Here is a 23,477-nt window from a genome sequence, read left to right on the forward strand (position 1 = left end):
CTCCCTGTCCGTCTCCTCAGCGTAGGTCCCGGCTCGCCCAGCCCAGTGCGGCGAGCACGGGCGGCAGCGTGGCCCCCCAGCCGTAGTGCACGATCTCCCAGTTCTCCTCCTCCGGATAGAGCCACGGCCAGTATGGTCCCTGCAGGACCAGGCTCACCGAGACGATCACTAGCAGACCACCCATGCCCGCGAGGGCGGCCGCCTTCCCCTGGTGCATGCGCCCGGCTACCGATGCCGCCAGCAGTCCGATCGCGATGCACACCGCAGCCTCCACCGCCATCCCCGCCACCCTGAGCTCCCCACCCGCGGGCAGCCGGGCTACGGCGACGGCACAGGCGATCCCCCAGAGCAGCCCCGCGGAAAGGCCCCCGAAGCCGCAGCGCAGCCACTGGCGGAGCCAGCGGGGCACCGGGGCCGCGCCCGTGCTCACGGTCATCTCATCGATAACTGCGAATCCAGCGGCGGCGCCCAGCATCACCCCAATCATCCTGAGCAGGGTGAAGGCGGTCCCGACGCCTATCGGAGAACCGGCCTCCATCACCGAGGCCATGACCACGGCAAGCGTCCCGGTGACCGCGAGAGGAAGCCAGTCGATCGCCCGCGCAACCGGTCTGATCAGCTGGATCACGAGCATGGCTGCCCTCTCACCGGCTCGGCGGCGAACTCGGGGCGCAGGCCCAGCAGCGAAAGCGCCTGCTCGACTGTCGTGCCGGGCTTCAGCAGTGTGTCCCAGTGCGTCCAGATCCGTTGCCGGGCATCGGGCATCGCGAGCAGCCTGCGGGCGTATCCCAGTTCGGCCGCGCCGTACCGGACCATACCCAGTGAGGACTGCACCGATATGAAGGCGGAGGAGCCTACCTGGATCTTCCGGTCCTCTGGCGGAGCCAGCGCAACGACCTGGCCGAGCAGCCAGAGCCCCACGAGCGCCCTGCTCTGGCCCCGTAGGTCGCAGCCCGTCCTCGGCGGCCGCAGTCCCAGCACAGAGTGGATCACCTGGGAGGCGAGCGCGGCGCGGTAGGTGTCCTCTGCCCCAGCCCGTCCCCACATCATGAAGGTGCGGATGGACTGCTCCTCATCGCCGTCCGCACCGAACCAGCTGTCGGTGAACTGCCGCACGACCGGCAACCGGTCCCGCTCCGCCGGGGGCAGCGCCTGCGCCACGGGGTTCACCGCCGACACCCAAGACGGGATCCAGGCGACGTAGTCCTGGAAGGCACAGTAGGTGACGGCACCATGCTGTTCGCATCCCCGAGCGTCGCGCCCGAAATAACGTTCCCGGACCTGGGCGTCCATGTCGTCGAGCAACGCGGCCGGATTTTCCAGCATGGTCTCGAACCGGTGGTTGATCTCCTCCCCCGGGGCGGCGGCGGTCGCGGCGGCCCCCGTGGGCACCGCTACCGCCGCGGCGGCCAGGGCGGCGACCAGGCGCACCGGCCTGGCCCCGTGCCGCAGCAGGGCCAGGGCCGCGAAGAAAACGACGGCAGCCAGGAGGTAGACGGCGTGCAACGCCGATGGGCGCTGCGGCCAGTCCGGCCCGTGGAAGAGCACAACCGGCAGAAACCAGCCCCCGTAACCGCTCTGCTGACTGTTCAGCCAGGTGAAAGCGCCGATCACGAAGGCCATGACGGGAACGGCGACCAGCCAGGGTGTCCACCTGCCGAGCATCGCGCCGAGGGCTGCGGCGAAGGGCACGGCCAGCACTCCGCCCAGCGCCTCGTAGGGATCGAATACACCCGCTACCGGGCCCATGGCCAACCGCGCCAGCAAGTAGCCGATCATCACTGGCAGCGCGATCCCGGTTCCGACGACCACGGCTGCCAAGGTCGCGGCTTTGGTCCGTTCCGTGGCGTGAACGGGCAGCGCTTCGAGTGTCTCCGGCATGCCGCCCCGGGTATCGCGAGATGTCGCGAGGTTGGCTGTGAGCATCATGGCCACCGCCAGGAGCAGCAACGCGCCCGAGGTGCTCGCCGGATCGACACTCATGTCGGGCAGCCACTGCCAGGTCGCGACGGACCGCAACCCCAGGCACAGTGCGGCGGCACCCCACGGGATGGGGCTGCGCAGCAGCCTGAGGACCTCGAACAGGAACAATGATCGGAAGGTCATGTCGCCGCCCCGACCGGCTCGCCGAGCAGCAGCAGGTAACCGTCCTCGATGGTCGGCGCCGTAGGCGCCGCGTCCGGCGGCCCGGCTCCCAGGGTCCGGTAGCGGCCGTCCGCGGTCCGCCAGAACAGGCGGGAGTCGAGGGGAGGCGCGTCGGAGATCCACACCTGGCCGGACGCGACAGTGGCGAGCTCACCGGGGGTCCCCTGAAACACCACACGCCCCCGATTCATCACGATCACGCGTTCGCACAGGGCCGCGACGTCCTCGGTCTGGTGGGTGGACAGCAGCACCGTACGGTTCTCGCCGAGCCGGGAGACCAGCGCCCGGAACCGCATGCGCTGCTCGGGGTCCAAGCCGACCGTGGGCTCGTCGAGGATGAGCAGGTCGGGCTCGCCGAGCAGCGCCTGGGCCAGGGCCAGCCGCTGCTTCATGCCACCGGACAGCTTGCGCACCTTCGTCCTGGAGCGGTCGGCCAGGTCGACCTCGGCGAGGACCCGGCGCACCTCCCGGTGGCGTTCACGCCGCTCCGTCAGCTCCTTCAGGATCGCCATGTAGTCCACCAGCTCGAAGAGCGTGAAGTGAGGGTAGAAGCCCGGGTCCTGCGGGAGGTAACCCAGACGGCGGCGCAGCTCGGTGCGCTGGCCCCGATCCGCGGGATCCAGGCCGAGAGCGCGCACCTGGCCACCGTCGGGAGCCAGCGTGGTCGCCAGGCTCCGCAACAACGTGGTCTTGCCGGCACCGTTGGGGCCGAGCAGCCCGGTCACCCCCCGGCCGAACTCCAGGGTGAGGCCGTCGAGCACGACGCTTCGGCCGTATTTCTTGTTCAGGCCACGAACGGTCACGGTCGGGTCCATCTGGGTTCTCCTGAGTCGAAGCGGGCACGCCGCAGGTAGACGAGAGGGATCAGGATCAGCGCGGCCGCGCCGTACAGAGCCTGGGCCGCAGGCGAGAAGGGCGCCAGCATGTCACCGGTGAGCTTGGTGGAGGTCACCACGGCGCCGAACCAGGTGGCGGTCAGTGCGGCAGCCGAGATCATCGGCGGGAATCGGGTCGACACGGCCAGGGTGGCCGCGGTGAGCGCGAGAGCGGGCAGTAGCCACGCCGCCGCCAGCCCCGGCGGGCCGGGCAGCAGCGGCGTCGCGATTCCCGTCAGCACGATCGCGGCCACCAGCACCGCGACGGCGCGCAGCAGCAGGGCTCTGGCACCTCCCATGGGAGTGGCCGCTTGCATCTCGTGAACGGGATCGACCAGGGGCCCGTAGGCGAGGGCAATTCCCGCCAGCGGCAGCACGGGCGCGGTCACGAGGAAGGGCACCAGTCCGTCGAAGACGGCCTGAGGATCGCGGTTGACCAGGTGGGCGGCTGCCACGGCGAAGGCCGTCACCGCAGTGACCGCCAGCAGCCACCCCCGGGCAAGAGCAGGAGTGGCCGCGAGAAACGTGGCCACGTGCTCGGGGACGCCGAACCGGCGCAGAAGCCGCGCCACAGGTCGCGGCCGGGGCCGGTCCACCAGGTCCTCAATCCTCGTCCAGCTCACGGCGAGCCACTCCCGCTCGTACGGCACCGCCGCACGGCAGCGTTCACACCGGGCGAGGTGGCTCTCCACCGACATCACCTGGACCGGTTCGAGATGGCCGCTCACGTAGTGCTCGATCAGCTCCTCGGGCAGGTGCCAGTGCGCGTTCATGCGAGATACCCCCTGAGCTGGGCCTTGGCCCGCATAACGCGGGTCTTCACGGTTCCCTCGGGGATGCCGAGGAGCAGGGCGGCCTCACGTACGGTGAGGCCGTCGAGGACAGTGGCCTGGATGGCGACGCGCAGGTCAGGCGACAGCCTGGCCAGCGCGGCGCCCAGGTCGCCGTGCTCCACGCCGACCAAGACCGCGTCCTCGGCCGACTCGGTGATCAGGTGTGCGGCGGTCGGGCGTGCGCCTGATCGGTGGCTACCCGCTGCATGCGAGTCATCGAGCGCGGCGACGGGCCGGGCGGCACCGCTCCGGCGCAGCGCGGAAATCAGCCTGCGGATCGCGATCGTCCAGATCCACGCCGCCGCCTCGCCTTCCGACGCGCGGTAGCGATGCGCGTCGCGCCAGACTGCCACGAAGGTGTCCTGGATCGCGTCATCCACGAGATCGAAGTCGGCGCACCGGCGGGCCAGCCGTACCCGCAACCAGGGCGCGTGCCGCTGGTGCAGGAGCTTCAGCGCCTCCACCTGGTCGGCCGCAACGGCCGCGAGAAGCTCGGCATCATTACTGTGGGGACCGACCGGGGGTGGTTCGCGGCGGCGTGTGAAGAATGGGCGCACATTCTGATCTATCGCAAGATCCGGCGTGTCCGGTTCTGTGACGGCAGAAACATCTCGACTCGGGGAGGCACCCGCCACCGGTCGCGAGCGGCTTCCAGGTCTGGCTGCCCGCTGTGGCAGAGTCGTCAAGAAACCATTGAGGGTGCCATCGTTCCTTGACGGCTAAATCGGTTGACACGGCTGTAAGCATGGAGCCGTGACGGAGATCGAACTGACCACTGGGGTCGGGCGAAGCGCTGTTCACCGTCGTGGCGATGTCCTGGTGCGCGATTCGGGGCCGTGGACGCCTGCCGTACATGCGCTGCTCAACCATCTCGAAGAGGTGGGGTTCTCCGCAGCTCCTCGCCTGGCCGGGAGTGGATATGACGCCGAAGGCAGGGAGACGCTGACCTACATCGAGGGCGACTTCGCCCACCCCGGCGGCTGGTCCCTCGAAGGCGCGGCGGCCGTGGGCCGCCTGATCAGAGACTTGCACGACGCGGTTGGCACTTTCAAGCCGCCCGAAGACGCCATCTGGTTCCCATGGCACGGTCGCGAGGTCGGCGAGGGAGGGCGGATTGTCAGCCACTGTGACACCGCGCCATGGAATATCGTCGCCCGCGACGGCCTTCCGGTCGCACTGATCGACTGGGAGTTCGCCGGTCCGACCGACCCGTTGGTCGAGTTGGCGCAGGCGTGCTGGCTCAACGCCAAGCTGCACGACGACATCGTGGCGGAGCTGGAGGGGCTGCCCCCGCTCGCCGACCGGGCCAGGCAGCTGCGGGCGATGGTCGACGCCTACGGCCTGCCCCAGGCGGACCGAGCCAGGATGTTCGAGTTGATGGTGGAGTTCGTCGTCTCGGAGATCGCCTGGGAGGCCGACGACGCGCGCGTCACCCCTGAGATGACCACCCACCACGTCGGACTGTGGGCGATGGCGTGGCGGGCGCGGTCGGCCCGCTGGCTGTTGCGCAACCGCAGGACGCTGGTCAACGCGCTCACCGCCTGATGAGCCTCACCAGCGTGCGGTAGCCGCCTTTCAGCACAGCCACTGGCGAACGCCCGATGTGCTCGGCCAGTGATTCGATCTTCTCGCTGCGGCAGCGTTGCGAGGCCCGGTTTGGATCAGGGCTGGGATGTCGCGGTGAGCTTCGCGATATCGGGGGCGTAGACGGTCATCCAGTGCGGATGCATCCGGTAGTAGACCACATCGTTATCCCAGTCGAAGAAGTCGTCGCCGTAGAAGTCCTTGAAGTACGCGAGCAGGTCCGGCCAGTCTGCGGCCGGCTCGCCGTCCTGGGGGTTGAGGATCTCCACCTTGCCGTGCGTGAACACGCCCAGGTCCTCGCCACGCATGTGCGCGGCGCTGACGGCGGACCGGACGGCGAGATGGCGGGCCTTGGCGGCGCCGCGCGCCGTGCCGAAGTGCCACTTTCCGTGCAGGAAATGCCCGTCCACACCGCTGATCCGCGGCTCGCCCTTTGCCGTCACGGTGGACAGGGCAAGGGTGCACATGCCGGTGAGGACCTGGGTGAGCTGCTCTGCGGTCAGAGTGCGCTCGCTGTTAATGATCGAGCGGAGGTGAGAGGTGGAGCGGGAGAGGGAGGCGTCGAGAAGGGCCTGGAGCTCTTTGAGCTCTTCTGGCGTTTCGTGCATCGAGGTCCTTGTCTATCCGTAGGGCCCGATCCACGTCCGCCGTCGACGCCGACCGGTGAAACCATGCTCGACCCAAAACCCGACACCTTGTGTCGTATTTCTTCACCAGTCTTGCGGACCGCACCGGGCCGCCTGGATTCTGTCCGCCGGATCATGTGTTGATCCACAGCAGTGCGCTGACCAGGGTGATCGCCGCCTGGTAATGACCGGCGAGCTTGTCTACCGGTCATTCGTGGCCAGGACGTTCTCGGCGGGGCCGTCGCTGCCCGCCGGGCGCCGGAACACATAACCGGCGGCATGGGCCTGGTGCCCGGGCCTGTAGACGATCAGCAGGAAGTAGACCGTGCCCTGCACCTCGTGGACGTACAGGATGTCTTCCTGCGTGTCGTCGTCGTCAGCCATGAGCTCTCTTCCTTCCAGGAACGCTCACCTCTTCGGCGGCAATTCCTCCAGCGGGGTGACTGTGCGCCCACCGCGTACCACGGGCAGCCCCCGCACCATCCGGTCGATCATGTGCTCGTAGCGCAGGCCCGTGTCGGCGTCGTGGAGCTTCGGAATCGTCCGAGAATGCCTGCCTTTTCCGGTAGGCCGATAGACAGGTCCGATGCCGTGGGGAAATTCCTGCCTGACAGCGGAGCCGATCACTCACGGCTACTTTGCCCCGGGTGACGCCGCCCCGAATGGAGGGCCTTCAGGGAAGCCACTCCTGAAGTCCGGCGAGATGCCCGAGTTCTGACTCGATGCGCTGCCTGTCGCTGGTGGTGAGCTTCAGAGCGCGCAAATCGGCGCCCCATGGATCGGTGGGCTCGCCGAGGACCATGGCCAGGTCGACGAGGTGGCACAGGGCGATGGCCCGCTCGACCGTCGGAGCGTCCGCGCCGTGCCTGCGCACTGCGGATTTGAGCGCGCGGAAAGCCTGCAAGTCATCATTCTTGAACTCGCGCAGAATCCGGGCGTTGTCGAGCGCCTTGGCCAGCCCCGTCAGCTTCTTCGAGCCGCCGTACTCCAGGTCGGCAGGCTCGTTGCGCTGGATGAATATGATCGAGTTCCCGGACGGATCGATCAGCGTGAACCGGGACGCGCCTGGCCGGTAGCGGGTGATCCGCGGCAGGCCTGAACTCAGCACCTTGCCGTAGACCTGGCGCATCGCCGCGACGAACGCCGCGTGGTACGGCGCCACGGCGTCGACCATGACCAGGCAACCTCCGGACTCCTCCCGGGCCGGATCCAGGCCCTTGGGCGCCGGACCGAAGTGCAGTTGGAATCCGCTCCACTGCAGCGCCAGATAGACATAGGGCTTGCTCTGCTTGTGGGTCGCCTGGAACCCCAGCGCCTCATAAAACGCCAAGGTCTCCTCGACCGACGCGCACGGCATCAACGGCACCGTCGTCTCGTTCGGCCGGACCGAAATCTCACTCATGCCATTCCACCTCCCAGGTCGTCCGACGATGCTTGCACCCTTCGGCGAACCTCGCATATGGATCGTTCCAGAGAGTCGGGCATCCGTGATATCTGTTGAGATCACATCACTATTTGGACGAAACTATTTGGACGAACGCGAAACGCCAGCCTGGCGCGATTCGGGGTGGAAGCCGGGAAGGCCGCGTTGGGGTTAAGTTTTCGGTCTAGTGCTGCGTTTCTCAAAAGGAATAGACGAACCTGTGGCGGTAGCGCCGGGGTGGCGGTGGTGGGCGTCCCCAGCCCCAGCCCCAGACACGGGCAGCCGGGCGTTACGGTGGGACACGAAGACCTCCGGTGAGGTGAAGACCCGACACCTTCACCTCACCGGAGGGCTTCGCTACAGATCAAGCCCTGCTGTCAACAACGCTCCTGGTCAATACGCCTAGCCTCTGACCTGGACCTCGGCCAGGGACAGCGGGTTGGACGGCGAGGCGAGCTGGATCCTGACGTACCTGCCCCTGGTGCCCTCGGGCAGTCTGACCTTGCTCGGTGAGCCGGCCTGCTCGCCGACGTGCACGGCGGTCACGCCGGGCGCGGTGCGGGCCTGGTCCAGGTCGTCGGTGGTGAACGGCTGGTCGGAGGCCATCACCCAGAAGTCATTCAGCCGGTCGGCGCAGCAGTCGAGCCGGTTCCAGACGTCCACGCTGTCCAGCGTGGCCGAGGCGCCGAGATCGACCTGCCACCAGGCCTGCTTCTCCGGCTCGGCGGTGTGCGTCGTCGTTGCGGCGCCCCAGTTGCCGTCGGTGTCGCCGTCGACGGCCCGGGAGGCCGGCGCGTCGTAGCCGGTGCTCTTCTGCGTGGCCGGCTTGCCGAGCGAGAGGTTGGGCCGGTTGACCGCCAGGGGCAGGGCGGTGGTCGTCCCCATGCGCCCGGTGCGCTGGTACAGGCCCAGCGGGTAGGGGCCCGGTGCCACGCCCGCGGGGGCGCTCACGCTGATCGGCACCTTCACGCTTTCACCGGGACCGAGCGGGCGCACACGAGGCGCCCCGAGCGTGGCCGTCCAGCCCTGCGGCACGGTGAGGGAGAGCTCGGTGGCCGGGGCGTGCCGCTTGCCGGGGTTGGTGACCGTGAGCTCGCCGCTGATCGTCTGACCGGGGGCGATCTCCTTTGCCAGGTTGGAGGAGGTGCGCAGCAGGCTGCGCACGCCCGGCGTATCGATCTTGAAGACGTAGGCGTGCTTCCCGGTCTCCTGCGGGGTGTTCACCACGACGCGGCCCTGCTCGTCACGGCTCCACGACAGGCGCGCGCCGGAGCCGAGCATGGTGATGCGGGTGCTGTGGTCCACCGGCAGGTCGGCGCCGAGCGTGAGCTGCTCGCCCGGCCACTTCAGCGCCGTGGCGTACAGGGTGCCGTCCTTCACCGTGTAGCGGACGTCGTCGGGGCCGCCCTTCTCCTGGGCCCGGTTCCAGTACGTGGTGCCGTAGATCGCCTCGCCGTTGGTCTTGAGCCAGGCGCCGATGTCCAGCAGCCGCTGCCGCTGGATCTCGGGGATCGTGCCGTCGGCCTTCGGGCCGATGTCGAGCAGCAGGTTGCCGTTCTTGCTGACGATGTCCACGAGCGAGTCCACGAGCTGGTCGGAGGTCAGGTGGTCCTCCTCCGGCTCGTTCTGGTTGTAGCCGTAGGAGTGCGCGATGCCGCGGCTGGACTCCCACTTGACCGGGTCGATGTCCGGCTTGACGGCGTACTCAGGGGTCTGGAAGTCCAGTTCGGGGCTGTCGAGGTCGCCGCTCTGGATCTTGCACCGGTTGGCGACCGCGACCTCCTTGCCGCTCTTGAGCGCCTTGTTGTAGTAGTCGGCGAGCACTCCGGCGGTGTTCCAGTAGGAGGCCGGCTTGTCCCACTGGCCGTCGCACCAGATGATGTCGGGGTCGTAGCCGTCGATGAGCTCACGCATCTGCGGGAGCATGTAGTCCTTGACGTAGTCACCGCCGCTCGGTGCTCCGATGTACGGAATCTCCGCTCCCGTGTAGGGATTGGTCGCCGGCCGCCCGGTGTAGGCGGGGTTGTGCCACTCATAGAGCGAGTAGTAGAACCCGGCCTTCAGCTTGGCCTCGTCCTTGCGCGCCGCGTCGAACAGCTCCTTGGCCAGGTCACGGCCGGGTCCGAGCTCGACGCTGTCACGCCCGCTGGTCTTGCTGTCCCACAGGGCCATGCCCTCGTGGTGCTTGGAGGTCAGCACGAAGTACTTGGCGCCGGCGTCCTTGAACAACTTGACCCAGTCGGCCGCCTCGAACTTCTCCGCCTTCCACTGCTGCAGGAAGGTGTCGTAGTTGAAGTCCTGGCCGTAGGTGGCCTTGTGGTGGGCGTTCGTCGCGCTCCCGGGTGAGTTCATGTAGTTCCCGTACCACTCGGCGTAGCTGCCGCGCGGTCCCCACGCGGGCACCGAATAGGCGCCCCAGTGGATGAAGATGCCGAACTTGTCGTCGTTGAACCACCCAGGCACCGGATGGCTGTTCAGCGACTCCACTGTGGGCTCGTACGCAGGTGGCGCGTCGGCACTCGCGACAGGCTGCGTTGTGAAGATAGATCCGATGATAAGGAGGCTAGTAGCGGGAGCTAAGAGCAGTTTCCGCCTCATGTGGGGGCTCCAGACGTTGATTGATCGGATGAAACGTAACCTTGGCGTGATCGCCTTCACAAGGGGGCTGTGTCGAAAATGAGGTGATCCACGACAGGAGACCCCTATGCGTCACGGCAAGCCCTGGCGGCTGCTCCTCGCGGCATGCATCGCCGCGAGCGGGCTGACCGCCCTCACCCCCACCGAGGCCCTGGCGGCCGACACCGTCTTCCATGTGGCCACGGAGGGCGACGACGACGCCGCGGGCACCGAGGCGGCGCCGTTCAGGACGATCACGCGCGCCCAGCGCGCCGTCCGTGAGGCACTGCCCACCGCGACCGGCCCGCTGCGGGTGCGGGTGCGGGGCGGCGTCTACTACCTCTCCGAGCCCCTCACCTTCACCCCCGGCGACTCCGGTGCCACCTACGAGGCGGCCGCGGGTGAGCAGGTCGTGCTCAGCGGCGGGCGCAGGCTCGCGCCCGCCTGGACCACCCACCAGGGCGCCACCCTGGTCGCCGACATCGGCAAGGACCTCGACTTCGACGAACTCTTCCTGGACGGCAGGCGGCAGGTCCTGGCCAGGTACCCGAACTTCGATCCCAAAGTCGCGGTGCTCGACGGGTACGCCGCCGACGCGATCTCCCCGTCGCGGGTGGCCCGCTGGAAGAACCCCACGACCGCTTTGGTGCGCGGGCTGCACCAGGGCGAATGGGGCGGCAACTCCTTCAAGGTGACAGGCGTCGACGGCAACGGCGACCCGACGCTGCAGTGGGTGGGCGACAACAACAGGGGCAGCGGGCTGCACCCGCAGAAGCGCATGGTCGAGAACGTCCTGGAGGAGCTGGACGCGCCGGGGGAGTGGTTCTACGACAAGGCCGCGGGCAGGCTGTACCTCCAGCCTCCCGCCGGCGTCGACCCCGCGGCGGTCCGCGTCGAGACGGCCGAGCGGGAGGAGCTCATCCGCGTCGTGGGCGATTCACCCGCGTCACCGGTGCACGACCTCACCTTTTCCGGGTTCACCTTCACCCAGACGCACCGGACGCTGTTCAGCCGGCCGTACGAGAAACTGCAGCTGGGCGACTGGGCCATCGCCCGCGCGGGTGCGGTCTACCTCAAGAACACCAAGAAGATCACCGTCCGTGACGCCCGCTTCGACCAGGTCGGCGGCAACGCCGTCTTCATGGACGGATACGCCGAGGGCAACGTCGTCTCCGGCGGCGACTTCCGCGACTCCGGGGCCAGCGACATCGCGGTGATCGGTTCGCACGAGGCCGTCCGCGAGCGCTCCACCTGGGACGACATGCGGCGGACCATCACCGACACCACGCCGGGCCCGAAGACCGAGGACTACCCGCGCGACATCACGATCACCGGCAACTACCTGACCCGCAACGGGCGCTTCGAGAAGCAGACCTCCGGCGTGCAGATCTCGATGAGCCGCCGGGTCACGGTCTCCGGCAACACCGTGCACGACGGGCCGCGCGCCTGCGTCGACATCAACGACGGCACCTGGGGCGGGCACGTCATCGAGGACAACGACATCTTCGACTGCGTCAAGGAGACCTCCGACCACGGGCCGATCAACTCCTGGGGCCGCGACCGCTTCTGGCCCCTGACCGCCGGTGACGCGGTGAAGAAGGACTACGCCAAGCTTGACGCGACGGAGACCACGAAGATCCGGCACAACCGGATCTGGCACTCCTCCCACTGGGACGTCGACCTCGACGACGGCTCATCCAACTACGAGGTCACCGGCAACCTCCTGCTCAACGGCGGGGTGAAGCTGCGCGAGGGCTTCTTCCGCACGGTGCGCGGCAACGTCTTCGTCAACGGCGGCGGGCACTTCCACGTCTCCTACGCCGACAACGGCGACGTCGTCGAGAAGAACATCTTCGTCACCGACGACCCCTACGACTTCATCCAGAGCGATCCGTCCACCTCCAAGACCGCCTACGACGACAACCTCTTCTGGAACAACGGCAAGCCCGTCGCTGACATCACCGACGCCTGGCGCGCCCGCGGCCTCGACACCCGCTCGATCGTCGGTGACCCCCTGTTCGAGGGGGCGAGCCCCTACGCGGATCCGGCCAAGCTCGACTACTCCCTCAAGGCCGGTTCCCCGGCTCTGGCGCTGGGCTTCAAGCCCTTCGCGATGACCGGGTTCGGCAAGCCGGGCTCGCCCACGCCGCCGCCGCTCACCTGGCGCAAGCCGGACACCGGCCTGACGATCGGCAACCTGGCCGAGCCGCTCATGGGCGCGACGGTCACCGAGATCCACAGCGACGAGGTGAAGTCCTCCGTCGGGCTCACCGACTACGACGGCCTGTTCTTCGCCGCCGTGCCCGCCGACTCCCATGCCTGGCGGCAGGGGCTGCGCACCGGCGACGTCATCAGGGAGATCGCCGACGTCAAGGTGAGCGACCGCAACAGCTTCTGGAAAGTCTACAACCGCACTCCCGTCGGACGGCCGACGGCGCTGAAGGTCTGGCGCAACCAGGCGCTGACGGACCTGAGTCTGATCAAGGCCGCCGGCGTGGAGACGATCGACAACGTCTCCGGCGTCACCTACACCGGCACCGGCTGGGACTGGAAGAACGACCAGCGCGGCGGCGCCGGATCCACCCTCGACGACCTGCACGCCACCCAGACCGACGGGGACGCCTTCGAGCTGGCCTTCCACGGCACCGGCGTCGAATACATCGCCCAGGTCAACTCCGACGAGGGCAAGGTCGACCTCTACCTGGACGGCAAGCTCGACACCACCATCGACAACAACAACCCGACCCGCGAGTACCAGAAGGTCGTCTACACCAAGACCGGCCTGGCACCGGGGCCGCACACACTCAAGGGGGTGAAGAAGGACGGCTCCTACTTCATCGTCGACGGCTTCAAGATCCACACTGCTCTCGGGGACGGCGAGGCGCCGGTGACCACCGCGTCCGGGGTGCCCACAGGCTGGGCCTCCCGGCCCGTGCAGGTGACACTGACCGCCTCCGACGCGGGCACCGGCGTGGAGCGGACCGAGTACCACCTCGGCGACGACGCCTGGCGGGCCTACTCCGGTCCCGTGCGCGTGGACCGTGAGGGGGAGAGCGTGCTGACCTTCCGCAGCGTCGACCGGGCCGGCAACGTCGAGGAGTCCCGATCGGTCACCGTCAGGATCGACACGACGGCTCCCACGCTGACCGTCACGCCCAGCCCCGACCGGTTGTGGCCGCCGAACCACAGGCTGGTGCCGGTGGACATCTCGCTGAAGGCGGCCGACGCCGGTCCCGTCACGGTCGCCCTGGTCTCGATCACCAGCTCGTCGGCCGGGGTGGAGGACGACGTCCGCGGTGCTTCGTACGGCACGGCCGACACCTCCTTCGCGCTGCGTGCGGAGCGGGATGGCGGGTCGGCCCGGGTGTACAGGATCACGTATCGGGTGGTGGACCGGGCGGGTAACGCCGCTGTGGCCCACACCCAGGTGACCGTACGGCGGGCCGCCTAGGTTTCCGGCAGGGCGGACCGGAGCTTCCGGGCCGCCTTGCCCTTCCCCCGCCGGCGCAGATCGCACCTGGTGCCGGGTTCTGTCGGTCGTGGTGCCTACAGCGCCACCACGCGACCGGTCACGGATCCGCGGCGCGAGGCGGCACCCTTCGGGCCGAGAGGAGCGACGTGGCTCAGGTCGCGAAAAGCTCGGACCGGGGGTCACCGATCTGCGTGATCGGGCGTGCCGTGAGCTTCGGCCGAAAGGTCCTGCCAGTCGGCCCAGGTCTTGAGCCGGTCGGCGTAGGCCTGCTGGATCATCGGGTAGAGGCCCTGGCCGAACAGCACCGGCACCCCGTCACAGGTCGACGGCGAAGTCCGGGTTCATCGTCTCCTTGTAGTGGTCAGCGAAGATCTTCGCGGTGAGTTCGCCGCGGGTCGACACCTTGACCTTCTCGAATATCTGCTTGAGATAGCCGCGGATGGTGTGGGTGGACAGGGAGAGCCTCGCTGCGATCTCGGCAGTGGTCAGGCCCGCCGCGATCAGGCGGATGACCTGTTGTTCCCGTCGCCCCAGCTGATACGCCCTGACGATCAGGGGTGCCATCTCCGCAGCCTTGGCCGACTCGATCACCAGGGCCGTCCGGCCGCCCTCGCTGCCGACCTCGCGCAGCGCGAAGCCGTGGATCACCACCCACCGGCCACCGACCTGCAGCCGGGCCCGAGCGGTACCCGTGTCACGCCCGGCGGCGACGGCACGGGCCTTGTTCACCACCGAGCGCAGTTCGGCGGGTATGGGGGTGGCGCCGGGATCGTCGTGGCTCAACCGGGTGAACGGCAGCCGTTGCAGCCATGCCTCCGCGGGTTCGTTGAGCGATTCGAGGGCTCCGGTCCGGTCGAACATGAGCAGCCCGGGGCCGTCGGGCACACCGATCACCGGGTCCGGCCGCAGCAGCGCCGAGCGCCGGAAGGTCTCGCCGATCGGAGCGGAGAGGCCGGCGAGCAGGTGCTCCTCTCCGAGGGTGAACGGCTGCGCGTCCGCGGCCCGCCACAGGCACATGTAGCCCCACACGTCGCGGCCGGTCCGGAACACGCACCGCAGTTCGTCACCGAGCCCCTGTAAGAGGTTCACGTTGTGATAGCGGGAGCTCCGCGCCGGATGCCCGCCCGTGACGCGATACAGGGACGCGGTCGGAGTCGGCATACCGGCCAGCGTGTGAAAGTGATTGACGTCCTCGACGAAGAACTCGTTCTCCCAGTACCGGTCGCAGTATTCACCCGAGCCCAGGTTCTCCAGCCGCGAGGGCGAGGTGGCGAGCATCGTCACCGGATCGGCCCCCGTCCAGAACGAGGCGTCGAAAGGGACGATCTCCCGCAGCAGGTGCGAAAGTCTGGCCAGGAACTCGCTGTCGGCGACGCCTGTCCGAGTCAACCGCTGGATCCGCTCGAACGTGTGCCGGGCCGCCGCGCCGCGTAAGGCTGACTCCATCGCCCGAGCATGAGCGCTCGGATATGTCCGCACAAGCCCTCAAATAGGGGTATTTCTGAGCCACCTGTCACACAGTTGCGGGGTCCCGCGACCAGCGGGCCGCAACGCAGTCTGGGAGGGGACAACGGGGCCGGCCGGGACAGGTCCTTCGGGTTGGAGACCACAGCGGATCCGACCGTTGGACGGGGACGTGGGCGCGGTCGCCGGCCTGGAAGAACGACAGCCCTCCCCGGCCGTCTCGCACCGCGCCGCCGGTGCCGCACGCCGGATCTATCACCGGAAACCATCCGACGACCCGACGGAGACACCATGTCGAGACGGAAAGCCCTGCTCCTTGGCCCGCTGTCCGCACTCTTCCTGCTGCTGACCGTGGCGGTGCCGCAGGCGGCGCAGGCGTACACCTGGCAGACCCACGTCACGGTGGAGCAGGGAGCCACCTTCTGCGTCAAGGCCGATGCGGGCATCGACCACCACGTACCCGGTCGGCTGTCGGGGAACATCGCGTCGGCCACGGCCTACGCGCTCGCGGGGGACTGCGTCACCGGGCGGGTCGTGCAGGCCAGGGTCCGGCTGGAGGTGCAGAAGTGGAACGAGTCCCGAAGCGTGTGGGAGGTGTGCGCCACCGCAGACTGGGTCTACGGCACGACGGGCACAAACGAATTCGGCCTCACCGGACCCTCTATATACAAGGGCTACATCCCGTGCGGTCCCGGCTGGCACCAGACGAAGGCGCAGGCGCAGACCTACCGCTATGTCGACGCCGCCGGCCGCTACCTCTGGTTCGGCGGCACCCTCTACTCGGGCTACGAGTGGGTGGAGTGACCCGGACCACGGCGAGGGGCAGAGCAGTCCTCCGTCATCACGACTGGCCGATCTCGGCCGCCCGGCCGGAGCTCAAGATCTAATCCAGGTGCGGACATCACGGCTGCCTGTCATCCTCATCCCATGTCGACGTTCGAGGATCTCCTGGCCGAGGGCTCAGCCGTCCCAACCGAGGGCTGGGACTTCTCCTGGTTCGCCGGGCGCGCGAGCGAGCAGCGCCCGTCCTGGGGCTACGCGAAACTGCTGGCCGGACGGATGGCGGAGGCCGAGGCCGCGCTCGACATCCAGACCGGCGGAGGTGAAGTGCTGGCCTCGATCCCGGTCGCCCCACCCTTCCTGGCGGCGACGGAGTCCTGGCCGCCGAACCTGGAGATCGCCCGCCGCAACCTCGCCAGGTTCAACGCCACCGTGCTCGAAGTCGGTGACACCGACGACCTGCCGTTCCCCGCCGGTCGCTTCGACCTGGTGGTCAGCAGGCACCCGGTGGCGACTCGCTGGGACGAGATCCATCGGGTCCTGCGCCCGGGCGGCGCCTACCTCTCCCAGGACGTAGGCGCCGGTTCGGTCCGCGAACTGACCGATCTCATGATGGGACCGCAGCCGGTCCACCCGTCCCGGAGCCCGATGAGGGCCGTGGCCGAGGCGGAGGCGGCCGATCTGGAAGTGGTCGACCTGCGCCAGGAATCGCTGCGGATGGAGTTCCACGACATCGCGGCGGTCGTCCACTTCCTCCGCAAGGTGATCTGGATCGTCCCGGGCTTCACTGTGGACGCCTACCGGGACCGGCTGGCCGAGCTCCACGACTTCATGGAGCGCCACGGACCCTTCGTGGCCTATTCGCAGCGCTTCCTCATCGAGGCCCGGAAGACGGGCTGACGGCATCCCGGACTTCAAGGACCAACGTTTCTGCGGATCGCGGAACCAGTTTCGGAAGTGGCGCCGAGGCCGTCGGAAACTCCTTCAGGAACCTTCTCTCCTCAACGACCGCCCGGACAGCCAGGCACCGGCGTGGTCGCGGCTCATGACTCCTCCATGTCCGGCGCCGGTGAGGTCGAGGCACCGGCCGACAGCAGTCTCTCCGCCAGCGCGCGGCAGCGCCTCCCGAGCTCCGGAGGGTCGAGCACCTCGAAGTCGTGCCCCAGCAGGAGCACGTGCATGAGCGCGAAGTCAAGGCTGCCGGCGCCACTGAGCACCTCGCAGCGCTCGCTCCCTCGCGGTCGTACGACGGCCGCCGACGCCGGGATCTGCGCGCGCACCGTGTCGGCCGAGGCGTGCACGAGGAAGCGCGACTGGTGCGGGTAGACCCGACTCGCCACACTCTCCTGCACGTACGTCGCCGCGTCGGGCGCCGCGCGCGGGCGGAAGTGCCAGGTCCGCGCGGACACTGCGGTCATCCGGTCGACGCGGAAGCTGCGCCAGCCGTCGCGATCGAGGTCGTAGGCGAGGAGGTACCAGCGCCGGTCGGAGGCGACCAGGCGGTAGGGCTCGACCCGCCGCCGTCGCACCTCGTTCCCGGACGGGTAGTCGAAGCCGGCCTCCATCTCGTCGCGGCAGGCTCTGGCCAGTGTCATGAGCACCTCGGGGTCGACCGGCGTGCGGCCTCCGCCGAAGGACTCCACCGAGCCGGAGAGCGCGCGCACCTCGTGCCGCAGCCGGGTGGGCAGCACCCGGTCGAGCTTGGTCAGCGCGCGGAGCGCGGCGTCGCCGGCGCCGGCGACCGCGCCACCCGCGCCGGCGAGCAGCGAGACCGCGGTGGCGATCGCCTCCTCGTCGTCGAGAAGCAGCGGCGGCAGGTCCTTCCCCGGGCCGAGCCGGTAGCCGCCGCCGACGCCCTGGCCGGCATGCACCGGATAGCCGAGCGCGCGCAGCCGCTCGACATCACGCCGTACCGTGCGCGGTGTGACCCCGAGCCGGTCGGCGAGCTCGGGGCCGGTCCAGACCTGGCGCTGCTGCAGCAGTCCGAGCAGGGTGAGCACCCGCTCTGTCGTACCCCGCTCGTCACCGCTCGCCCCGTCCATGTCGCCCACTCTGCCAGATAGCGGACCGATTCTGTCCGCTAGGGGCGTCAGAGTGGCTCCATGGACGCAGACGAACTCGACTGGAACCGGACGCTGCGCGAGCAGTGGGAGTTCCACTGGAACCACCAGCTCCGAGCCCGGCTCGACGGCCTCACCGACGACGAGTATTTCTGGTCGCCGGTGCCGGACGCCTGGAGCGTGCGGCCGCGCGGCAGCTCGACGGCGCCCGTGCAGGTCGGTGCCGGGGACTTCACGATAGACTTCGCCTTCCCCCAGCCGGCCCCCGCGGCCTTCACCACGATCGCCTGGCGGCTCGGTCACGTCATCGTCGGAGTGCTCGCCGCGCGTAACGCGGCGCACTTCGGCGCGCCGGCGGCGTCGTACGAGACCTGGGAGTACGCCGCCGACGCGGCCACCGCGCTCGACCAGCTCGAGGCCCAGCTCGACGTCTGGCTGGCCGGGGTGCGCGGCCTCGGCGAGGCCGGGCTCCGGGTCCCGATCGGCGCGAAGGAGCCCTTCCCCGAGGCGCCCACGGCCGATCTGGTGCTGCACATCCACCGCGAGCTGATCCACCACCTGTCCGAGGTCTGCCTGCTGCGCGACCTCTACCTGCACACCGAACCCGCTACGAACGGAGCAACCCGATGAGCCGCCACGTCCAGGTCACCTTCGACGCCCACGACCCGCGGGCGCTGTCGTCCTTCTGGCGCGAAGTGCTGGGCTATGTCCATCCCGGCCCGCCCGGGGTCGACCTGCCCGACGGCGCCGACCCGCTGGCCGCGTGGGACGACTTCCTCGCGCGGGCCGGCGTGCCGGAGGGGCAGCGCAACACGAGATCGGCCATTGAGGACCCGGACGGGCACGGCCCACGGCTGTTCTTCCAGCAGGTCCCGGAGGACAAGGTCGCCAAGAACCGCGTCCACCTCGACGTCCGCGCGGCTCCCGGACTGCGGGGAGAGGAGCGGATGGCGGCGCTGGAGGTCGAGTGCGACCGGCTCGTCGCGCTGGGAGCGAAGCGGGTACGTCGCTACGAGCCCGCTCCCCCGATGAGCGCCGGCTTCATCGTGATGACCGACCCCGAGGGCAACGAGTTCTGCCTGGACTGACGCGGCTCGGCCGCGGCCGCGGAAGCCGCGGCCGGTCATGCGGCCGAGGCGGGCGGCGGTGACGGGCCGCGGACAGCCGCCTGACCGATGCGGCAGCCTCTGTGCCGGGTCACGCCACGGTGCCTGCCCGGTGCGGTGGGCCGGGCCCGGGGGTCAGGTGAGCTGCTTGTAGTAGAAGCTGCAGTCTTCGAGGGAGCCGTCCGGGGTGGCCGCGTAGTCGGGGACGATGCCGTACCTCGTCCAGCCGGCGGCGCGGTAGAGGTGGTCGGCGGCGCTGCCGGTCGCGGTGTCCAGGAGCAGGAGGGTGACCCCGGCCCGCGCGGCGGCCTGCTCGGCGGTGGCGAGGAGCGCGCGGGCCAGTCCCCGGCCACGGGCGTCGCGGTGGACCATGAGCTTGACGATCTCGGCGCGGTGCCGGCCGTTGGGCTTGCGTTCCAGGGCGAGACTGACGGTGCCGGTGATGCCGTCGGGCCCGTGGGCGGCCCAGACGCGGAGGCTGCCGTCGGACACGGCGGACTGCTGGGTGCGCCACCAGGCCGCCGCCGCGTCCTGGTCGAAGGGGGACAGGAAGCCGAGGGAGGAGCCGCCGGCGACGACGTCGACGAGGAGGCCGGCCAGGCTCTTCACGCTGCCGCGGAAGTCATCTGCGGACAGGCGGGTGATGGGGTGCGACATGGGGTTCCTCTGTCACGCGCGGGAGGGGGACGGTCGGGAGCGTGCGGGGCGGGGCGGCCCGGCCGCGGATCTGAGGCGGCTGCTCAAGGATCGGGGCCGGTCCCGGACCGGTGCCGCATCGCGGACGCGCCTGACGTCGCACCGCGGACGCGCCTGACCGCGCCTGCCGTCGCGCCGCGGACGCGCCTGGCGCCGCAGCGCGGACGCGTCTGCCGTCGCACTCGGACGCGCCGGACCGCCCCTGGCGCCGCAGCGCGGACCGCGCCGGACCGTGCCTGGCGCCCTCCGTGCCGCTCACGGTAGGACGATCATCAGGGCGTAACGGACCGGATCGGGGCCCGGGCAGTGGAACCGCGACCGGTCCCACAACCGGAAACGCAGGCAGTCGCCCGCCCGGATCTCGTGCACGCCGCCGCCGGCGGTGACCTCCAGCACGCCCTCCAGCACCCAGATGTGCTGCTCCAGCCCCGGCACGGGCGGCCCGTCGTAGGAGATGTCGGCGCCCGGCCGCAGCACCCCCTCGACAAGCTCACCGCGTAGTCCAGGATGGGGCGGGGACACCGACCGCCGGGTGAATCCCGAGGTCTCATCCCGCCACACCACCTGCCGGTCGGCGCGCACCAACTGCGGCGGTTCCGACTCCACCTCGGCCAGCAACTGCGACATCGTCCGCCCGTAGACCGCGCACAGCCTGCCCAGCAACGCCGCCGTCGGGCTGATCTCCGTCCGCTCCAGCCGCGACAACGTCGAGCGGCTCACGTCCGCGCGCTGCGCCAGCTCCTCCAGCGACCAGCCGCGCTCCACCCGCAGCTGCGCGAGCCGACCCGCCAGGCGGACCTCCACCTGCTCGGAATCGGAGCTCCGGAACGCGGTCTCCTCGGCCTTTCCCATATGCGGGAGAATATCTCAGATTTGAGAAATCGACCACGGGTCGGACGGGACGCCCCGGCCCCCGCCGCCCCGGCCGGAGCCGCCCCTGCCGACCGGTGCACGCCGCGGGTGAGCGTCTCGGCGTCCGGCGGCTGCGCGTACTCCCGGTCGATCCGGTCGAGGCGCAGCCGGCCGGACCGCGCAGCCGCTGCGGGATCACGATCTCCCCGTGCGTCGGGCGGTTGTGTCGCACGTCCGCGTTTTCCCGAGCCGCCTCCCGGCTCGTCCACTCCCGGACCCGCCGGTTGAGTGAGACGAGTCAGAACAGATGGGAGAAACTCGTCTCACGGTGTCCGCGAGGGCCCCGGTCAGGTGCCGATGTAGGCCGCGAGGTGCTCGCCGGTGAGGGTGGAGCGGGCGGCGACGAGGTCGGCGGGTGTGCCCTCGAAGACGATCCGGCCGCCGTCGTGGCCGGCGCCGGGACCGAGGTCGATGATCCAGTCGGCGTGCGCCATGACCGCCTGGTGGTGCTCGATGACGATGACCGACTTGCCGGAGTCGACGAGCCGGTCGAGCAGGCCGAGCAGCTGCTCGACGTCGGCGAGGTGGAGGCCGGTGGTCGGCTCGTCGAGGACGTAGACGCCGCCCTTCTCGGCCATGTGGGTGGCCAGCTTGAGCCGCTGCCGCTCGCCGCCGGACAGCGTGGTGAGCGGCTGGCCGAGGCTGAGGTAGCCGAGCCCGACGTCGGCGAGCCGGGAGAGGATGGCGTGCGCGGCCGGCGTGCGCGCCTGACCGGCGCCGAAGAACTCCTCGGCCTCGGTCACCGACATCGCGAGCACCTCGCTGATGTCGCGGCCGCCGAGGTGGTGGTCCAGCACCGATGCCTGGAACCGCTTCCCCTCGCACTCCTCGCAGATGGTGGCGACGCCGGCCATCATCGCCAGGTCGGTGTAGAGGACGCCGGCGCCGTTGCAGTTGGGGCAGGCGCCCTCGGAGTTGGCGCTGAACAGCGCCGGCTTCACGCCGTTGGCCTTCGCGAACGCCTTGCGGATCGGGTCGAGCAGTCCGGTGTAGGTCGCCGGGTTGCTCCGTCGCGAGCCGCGGATCGCGCCCTGGTCGATCGACACCACACCCGCGCCGGCGGGGATCGACCCGTGCACGAGCGAGCTCTTGCCGGAGCCGGCGACGCCGGTGACGACGACAAGCACCCCGAGCGGGATGTCGACGTCGACGTCACGCAGGTTGTGCGCCGTCGCGCCGCGGATCTCCAGCGTGCCGGTGGGCTTGCGCACCGTCTCCTTGAGGGCGGCCCGGTCGTCGAAATGGCGGCCGGTGATGGTGCCGCTGGCCCGCAGCCCCTCGACGGTGCCCTCGAAACAGACGGTGCCGCCCGCCGTACCGGCGCCGGGGCCGAGGTCGACGACGTGGTCGGCGATCGCGATCGTCTCCGGCTTGTGCTCCACGACGAGCACCGTGTTGCCCTTGTCCCGCAGCCGCAGCAGCAGGTCGTTCATCCGCTGGATGTCATGGGGGTGCAGGCCCGTGGTGGGCTCGTCGAAGACGTAGGTGACGTCGGTGAGCGAGGAGCCGAGATGGCGGATCATCTTGGTGCGCTGCGCCTCGCCGCCCGACAGCGTGCCCGACGGCCGGTCGAGCGAGAGATAGCCCAGCCCGATCTCCACGAACGAGGCGAGGGTATGCTGCAACGTGGCGAGCAGCGGCGCCACCGACGGCTCGTCGACGCCGCGGATCCATTCGGCCAGGTCGCTGATCTGCATCGCGCACGCGTCGGCGATGTTGATCCCGCCGATCCGCGACGACCGGGCCGCCTCGTTTAGCCGGCTGCCGCCGCACTCGGGACAGGCGGTGAACGTCACCGCCCGCTCCACGAAGGCCCGGATGTGCGACTGCAGCGCATCCTTGTCCTTGGACAGCATCGACTTCTGGATCTTCGGGACCAGGCCCTCGTACGTCAGGTTGATGCCGTCGACCTTGATCTTGGTCGGCTCCTTGTGGAGCAGGTCGTGGAGCTCGGCCTCGGTGAACTTGCGGATCGGCTTGTCGGGGTCGAAGAAGCCGCAGCCGCTGAAGATCCGGCCGTACCAGCCGTCTGTGCTGTAGCCGGGGACCGTGAGCGCACCCTCGTTGAGCGACTTGGAGTCGTCGTAGAGCTGGGACAGGTCGATGTCGGTGACCTGGCCCATCCCCTCGCAGCGCGGGCAGGCGCCGGCGGGCAGGTTGAAGCTGTAGTGGAACGCCGGCCCGGCACTCGGCTCGCCGAGCCGGCTGAAGACGATCCGCAGCATCGCGTTGGCGTCGGTGGCGGTGCCGACGGTGGAGCGGGAGTTGGCGCCCATCCGCTCCTGGTCGACGATGATCGCCGTTGTCAGCCCCTCCAGCAGGTCGACCTCCGGCCGCGCCAGCGTCGGCATGAAGCCCTGCACGAAGGCGCTGTAGGTCTCGTTGATCAGCCGCTGCGACTCCGCGGCGATCGTGCCGAACACCAGAGAGCTCTTGCCCGAGCCGGAGACGCCGGTGAACACCGTCAGCCGGCGCTTCGGGATCTCGACGCTGACGTCCTTGAGGTTGTTCTCACGCGCGCCCTGCACGCGGATCAGATCGTGGCAGTCGGCAACGTGCAGCGCAGGCGACTGCGTATCCGTCCTCGTGGCCATACTCATCGTGTCTCCATCTGTATCTGTTACGCGGACCGCGTTCGCGGCCTCCGTCGGCGTCGCCTGGCTTGATCTAACCAGTTTCGAGCAGCATGTCCGGCCCGCCTTTTTCGGTAGGGGCGCGGCAACGGCCCGCTGTCTACCTGAACGGCGGCGCGGGTCATGGCCGCGACAGCCGGACGGCTCAGCGGAGCTGCTGGATGCGGACCAGGTTGCCCGCGGGGTCGCGGAAGGCGCAGTCGCGGACGCCGTAGGGCTGCTCGGTCGGCTCCTGGACGACCTCGGCGTCGC

General features: G+C 69.4%; 22 protein-coding genes. 6 read left to right on the forward strand and 16 right to left on the reverse strand.

What is annotated here, in order from left to right:
- Positions 1 to 16 precede the first annotated feature (16 nt).
- The 5 genes from ACZ6R6_RS38200 to ACZ6R6_RS38220 are packed head-to-tail and all read right to left on the reverse strand — an operon-like array spanning position 17 to position 4,410.
- Positions 17 to 634 (reverse strand): hypothetical protein, encoded by a 618-nt coding sequence (locus ACZ6R6_RS38200; RefSeq protein ID WP_470101819.1) that lies wholly within the window; start codon positions 632 to 634, stop codon positions 17 to 19.
- Positions 625 to 2,106, reverse strand: coding sequence for a hypothetical protein (locus ACZ6R6_RS38205; RefSeq protein ID WP_470101820.1), 1,482 nt, complete (start codon positions 2,104 to 2,106; stop codon positions 625 to 627). Before ACZ6R6_RS38205 ends, ACZ6R6_RS38200 begins: the two co-directional genes overlap by 10 nt.
- Positions 2,103 to 2,960 (reverse strand): ABC transporter ATP-binding protein, encoded by an 858-nt coding sequence (locus ACZ6R6_RS38210; protein ID WP_470101821.1) that lies wholly within the window; start codon positions 2,958 to 2,960, stop codon positions 2,103 to 2,105. The genes ACZ6R6_RS38205 and ACZ6R6_RS38210 overlap by 4 nt, the downstream gene beginning before the upstream one ends.
- On the reverse strand, positions 2,945 to 3,793 hold the full coding sequence (locus tag ACZ6R6_RS38215; RefSeq protein ID WP_470101822.1) for a zf-HC2 domain-containing protein: 849 nt from the start codon (positions 3,791 to 3,793) through the stop codon (positions 2,945 to 2,947). Before ACZ6R6_RS38215 ends, ACZ6R6_RS38210 begins: the two co-directional genes overlap by 16 nt.
- On the reverse strand, positions 3,790 to 4,410 hold the full coding sequence (locus ACZ6R6_RS38220) for an RNA polymerase sigma factor (RefSeq protein WP_470101823.1): 621 nt from the start codon (positions 4,408 to 4,410) through the stop codon (positions 3,790 to 3,792). The genes ACZ6R6_RS38215 and ACZ6R6_RS38220 overlap by 4 nt, the downstream gene beginning before the upstream one ends.
- Before the next feature lie 196 nt (positions 4,411 to 4,606).
- Between ACZ6R6_RS38220 and ACZ6R6_RS38225 the strand changes: the two genes are divergently transcribed.
- Positions 4,607 to 5,398 carry a phosphotransferase gene (locus ACZ6R6_RS38225; protein WP_470101824.1) on the forward strand — a complete coding sequence of 264 codons (792 nt, stop codon included), beginning with the start codon at positions 4,607 to 4,609 and terminating at the stop codon, positions 5,396 to 5,398.
- 116 nt (positions 5,399 to 5,514) lie between these two features.
- On the opposite strand, the gene ACZ6R6_RS38230 is transcribed toward ACZ6R6_RS38225, so the two are convergent.
- The 4 genes from ACZ6R6_RS38230 to ACZ6R6_RS38245 form a co-directional block, all read right to left on the reverse strand.
- Positions 5,515 to 6,045: a pyridoxamine 5'-phosphate oxidase family protein gene (locus ACZ6R6_RS38230; RefSeq protein WP_470101825.1), complete on the reverse strand. Its 531-nt coding sequence runs from the start codon at positions 6,043 to 6,045 to the stop codon at positions 5,515 to 5,517.
- 219 nt (positions 6,046 to 6,264) lie between these two features.
- Positions 6,265 to 6,447 (reverse strand): hypothetical protein, encoded by a 183-nt coding sequence (locus tag ACZ6R6_RS38235; RefSeq protein WP_470101826.1) that lies wholly within the window; start codon positions 6,445 to 6,447, stop codon positions 6,265 to 6,267.
- Positions 6,448 to 6,736: 289 nt separating this feature from the next.
- On the reverse strand, positions 6,737 to 7,465 hold the full coding sequence (locus tag ACZ6R6_RS38240; RefSeq protein WP_470101827.1) for a VOC family protein: 729 nt from the start codon (positions 7,463 to 7,465) through the stop codon (positions 6,737 to 6,739).
- A gap of 423 nt (positions 7,466 to 7,888) precedes the next feature.
- Complete coding sequence (locus ACZ6R6_RS38245) at positions 7,889 to 10,084, reverse strand: alpha-L-fucosidase (protein ID WP_470101828.1); 2,196 nt, start codon at positions 10,082 to 10,084, stop codon at positions 7,889 to 7,891.
- Between the two features lie 106 nt (positions 10,085 to 10,190).
- Here ACZ6R6_RS38245 and ACZ6R6_RS38250 point away from each other — a divergent pair, with 106 nt between their 5' ends.
- Entirely contained in the window at positions 10,191 to 13,553 is a 3,363-nt protein-coding gene (locus ACZ6R6_RS38250; RefSeq protein ID WP_470101829.1) for an OmpL47-type beta-barrel domain-containing protein, read from the forward strand.
- Positions 13,554 to 13,753: 200 nt separating this feature from the next.
- On the opposite strand, the gene ACZ6R6_RS38255 is transcribed toward ACZ6R6_RS38250, so the two are convergent.
- Both ACZ6R6_RS38255 and ACZ6R6_RS38260 read right to left on the reverse strand, forming a co-directional pair.
- Positions 13,754 to 13,885, reverse strand: coding sequence for a hypothetical protein (locus ACZ6R6_RS38255; protein ID WP_470101830.1), 132 nt, complete (start codon positions 13,883 to 13,885; stop codon positions 13,754 to 13,756).
- A gap of 4 nt (positions 13,886 to 13,889) precedes the next feature.
- On the reverse strand, positions 13,890 to 15,020 hold the full coding sequence (locus ACZ6R6_RS38260) for a helix-turn-helix transcriptional regulator (protein WP_470101831.1): 1,131 nt from the start codon (positions 15,018 to 15,020) through the stop codon (positions 13,890 to 13,892).
- Between the two features lie 309 nt (positions 15,021 to 15,329).
- Between ACZ6R6_RS38260 and ACZ6R6_RS38265 the strand changes: the two genes are divergently transcribed.
- A complete protein-coding gene (locus tag ACZ6R6_RS38265; protein ID WP_470101832.1) occupies positions 15,330 to 15,842 on the forward strand; it encodes a hypothetical protein in 513 nt (170 codons plus the stop codon).
- A 123-nt stretch (positions 15,843 to 15,965) separates the two neighbouring features.
- Positions 15,966 to 16,718, forward strand: a complete 753-nt coding sequence (locus tag ACZ6R6_RS38270; protein ID WP_470101833.1) for a class I SAM-dependent methyltransferase — start codon at positions 15,966 to 15,968, stop codon at positions 16,716 to 16,718.
- A 143-nt stretch (positions 16,719 to 16,861) separates the two neighbouring features.
- Here ACZ6R6_RS38270 and ACZ6R6_RS38275 read toward each other — a convergent pair whose 3' ends face one another.
- Positions 16,862 to 17,860: a helix-turn-helix transcriptional regulator gene (locus ACZ6R6_RS38275; protein WP_470101834.1), complete on the reverse strand. Its 999-nt coding sequence runs from the start codon at positions 17,858 to 17,860 to the stop codon at positions 16,862 to 16,864.
- Between the two features lie 60 nt (positions 17,861 to 17,920).
- Between ACZ6R6_RS38275 and ACZ6R6_RS38280 the strand changes: the two genes are divergently transcribed.
- Positions 17,921 to 18,508 carry a DinB family protein gene (locus ACZ6R6_RS38280; protein WP_470101835.1) on the forward strand — a complete coding sequence of 196 codons (588 nt, stop codon included), beginning with the start codon at positions 17,921 to 17,923 and terminating at the stop codon, positions 18,506 to 18,508.
- Positions 18,505 to 18,966 carry a VOC family protein gene (locus tag ACZ6R6_RS38285; protein WP_470101836.1) on the forward strand — a complete coding sequence of 154 codons (462 nt, stop codon included), beginning with the start codon at positions 18,505 to 18,507 and terminating at the stop codon, positions 18,964 to 18,966. Before ACZ6R6_RS38280 ends, ACZ6R6_RS38285 begins: the two co-directional genes overlap by 4 nt.
- 153 nt (positions 18,967 to 19,119) lie before the next feature.
- Here the strand turns inward: ACZ6R6_RS38285 and ACZ6R6_RS38290 are convergent, their stop codons facing one another.
- From ACZ6R6_RS38290 to ACZ6R6_RS38305, 4 genes are all read right to left on the reverse strand, one after another.
- Positions 19,120 to 19,641 carry a GNAT family N-acetyltransferase gene (locus ACZ6R6_RS38290; RefSeq protein WP_470101837.1) on the reverse strand — a complete coding sequence of 174 codons (522 nt, stop codon included), beginning with the start codon at positions 19,639 to 19,641 and terminating at the stop codon, positions 19,120 to 19,122.
- Positions 19,642 to 19,935: 294 nt separating this feature from the next.
- Complete coding sequence (locus tag ACZ6R6_RS38295) at positions 19,936 to 20,532, reverse strand: helix-turn-helix domain-containing protein (protein WP_470101838.1); 597 nt, start codon at positions 20,530 to 20,532, stop codon at positions 19,936 to 19,938.
- Positions 20,533 to 20,879: 347 nt separating this feature from the next.
- The gene (locus tag ACZ6R6_RS38300; RefSeq protein ID WP_470101839.1) at positions 20,880 to 23,192 is read right to left on the reverse strand and encodes an ATP-binding cassette domain-containing protein; all 2,313 of its coding nucleotides are present in this window, start codon (positions 23,190 to 23,192) and stop codon (positions 20,880 to 20,882) included.
- Positions 23,193 to 23,370: 178 nt separating this feature from the next.
- Positions 23,371 to 23,477, reverse strand: a 107-nt coding sequence (locus tag ACZ6R6_RS38305; protein WP_470101842.1) for a VOC family protein, incomplete at its 5' end; no start/stop codon positions are given.

Source organism: Streptosporangium sp. NPDC048886, assembly GCF_055586905.1.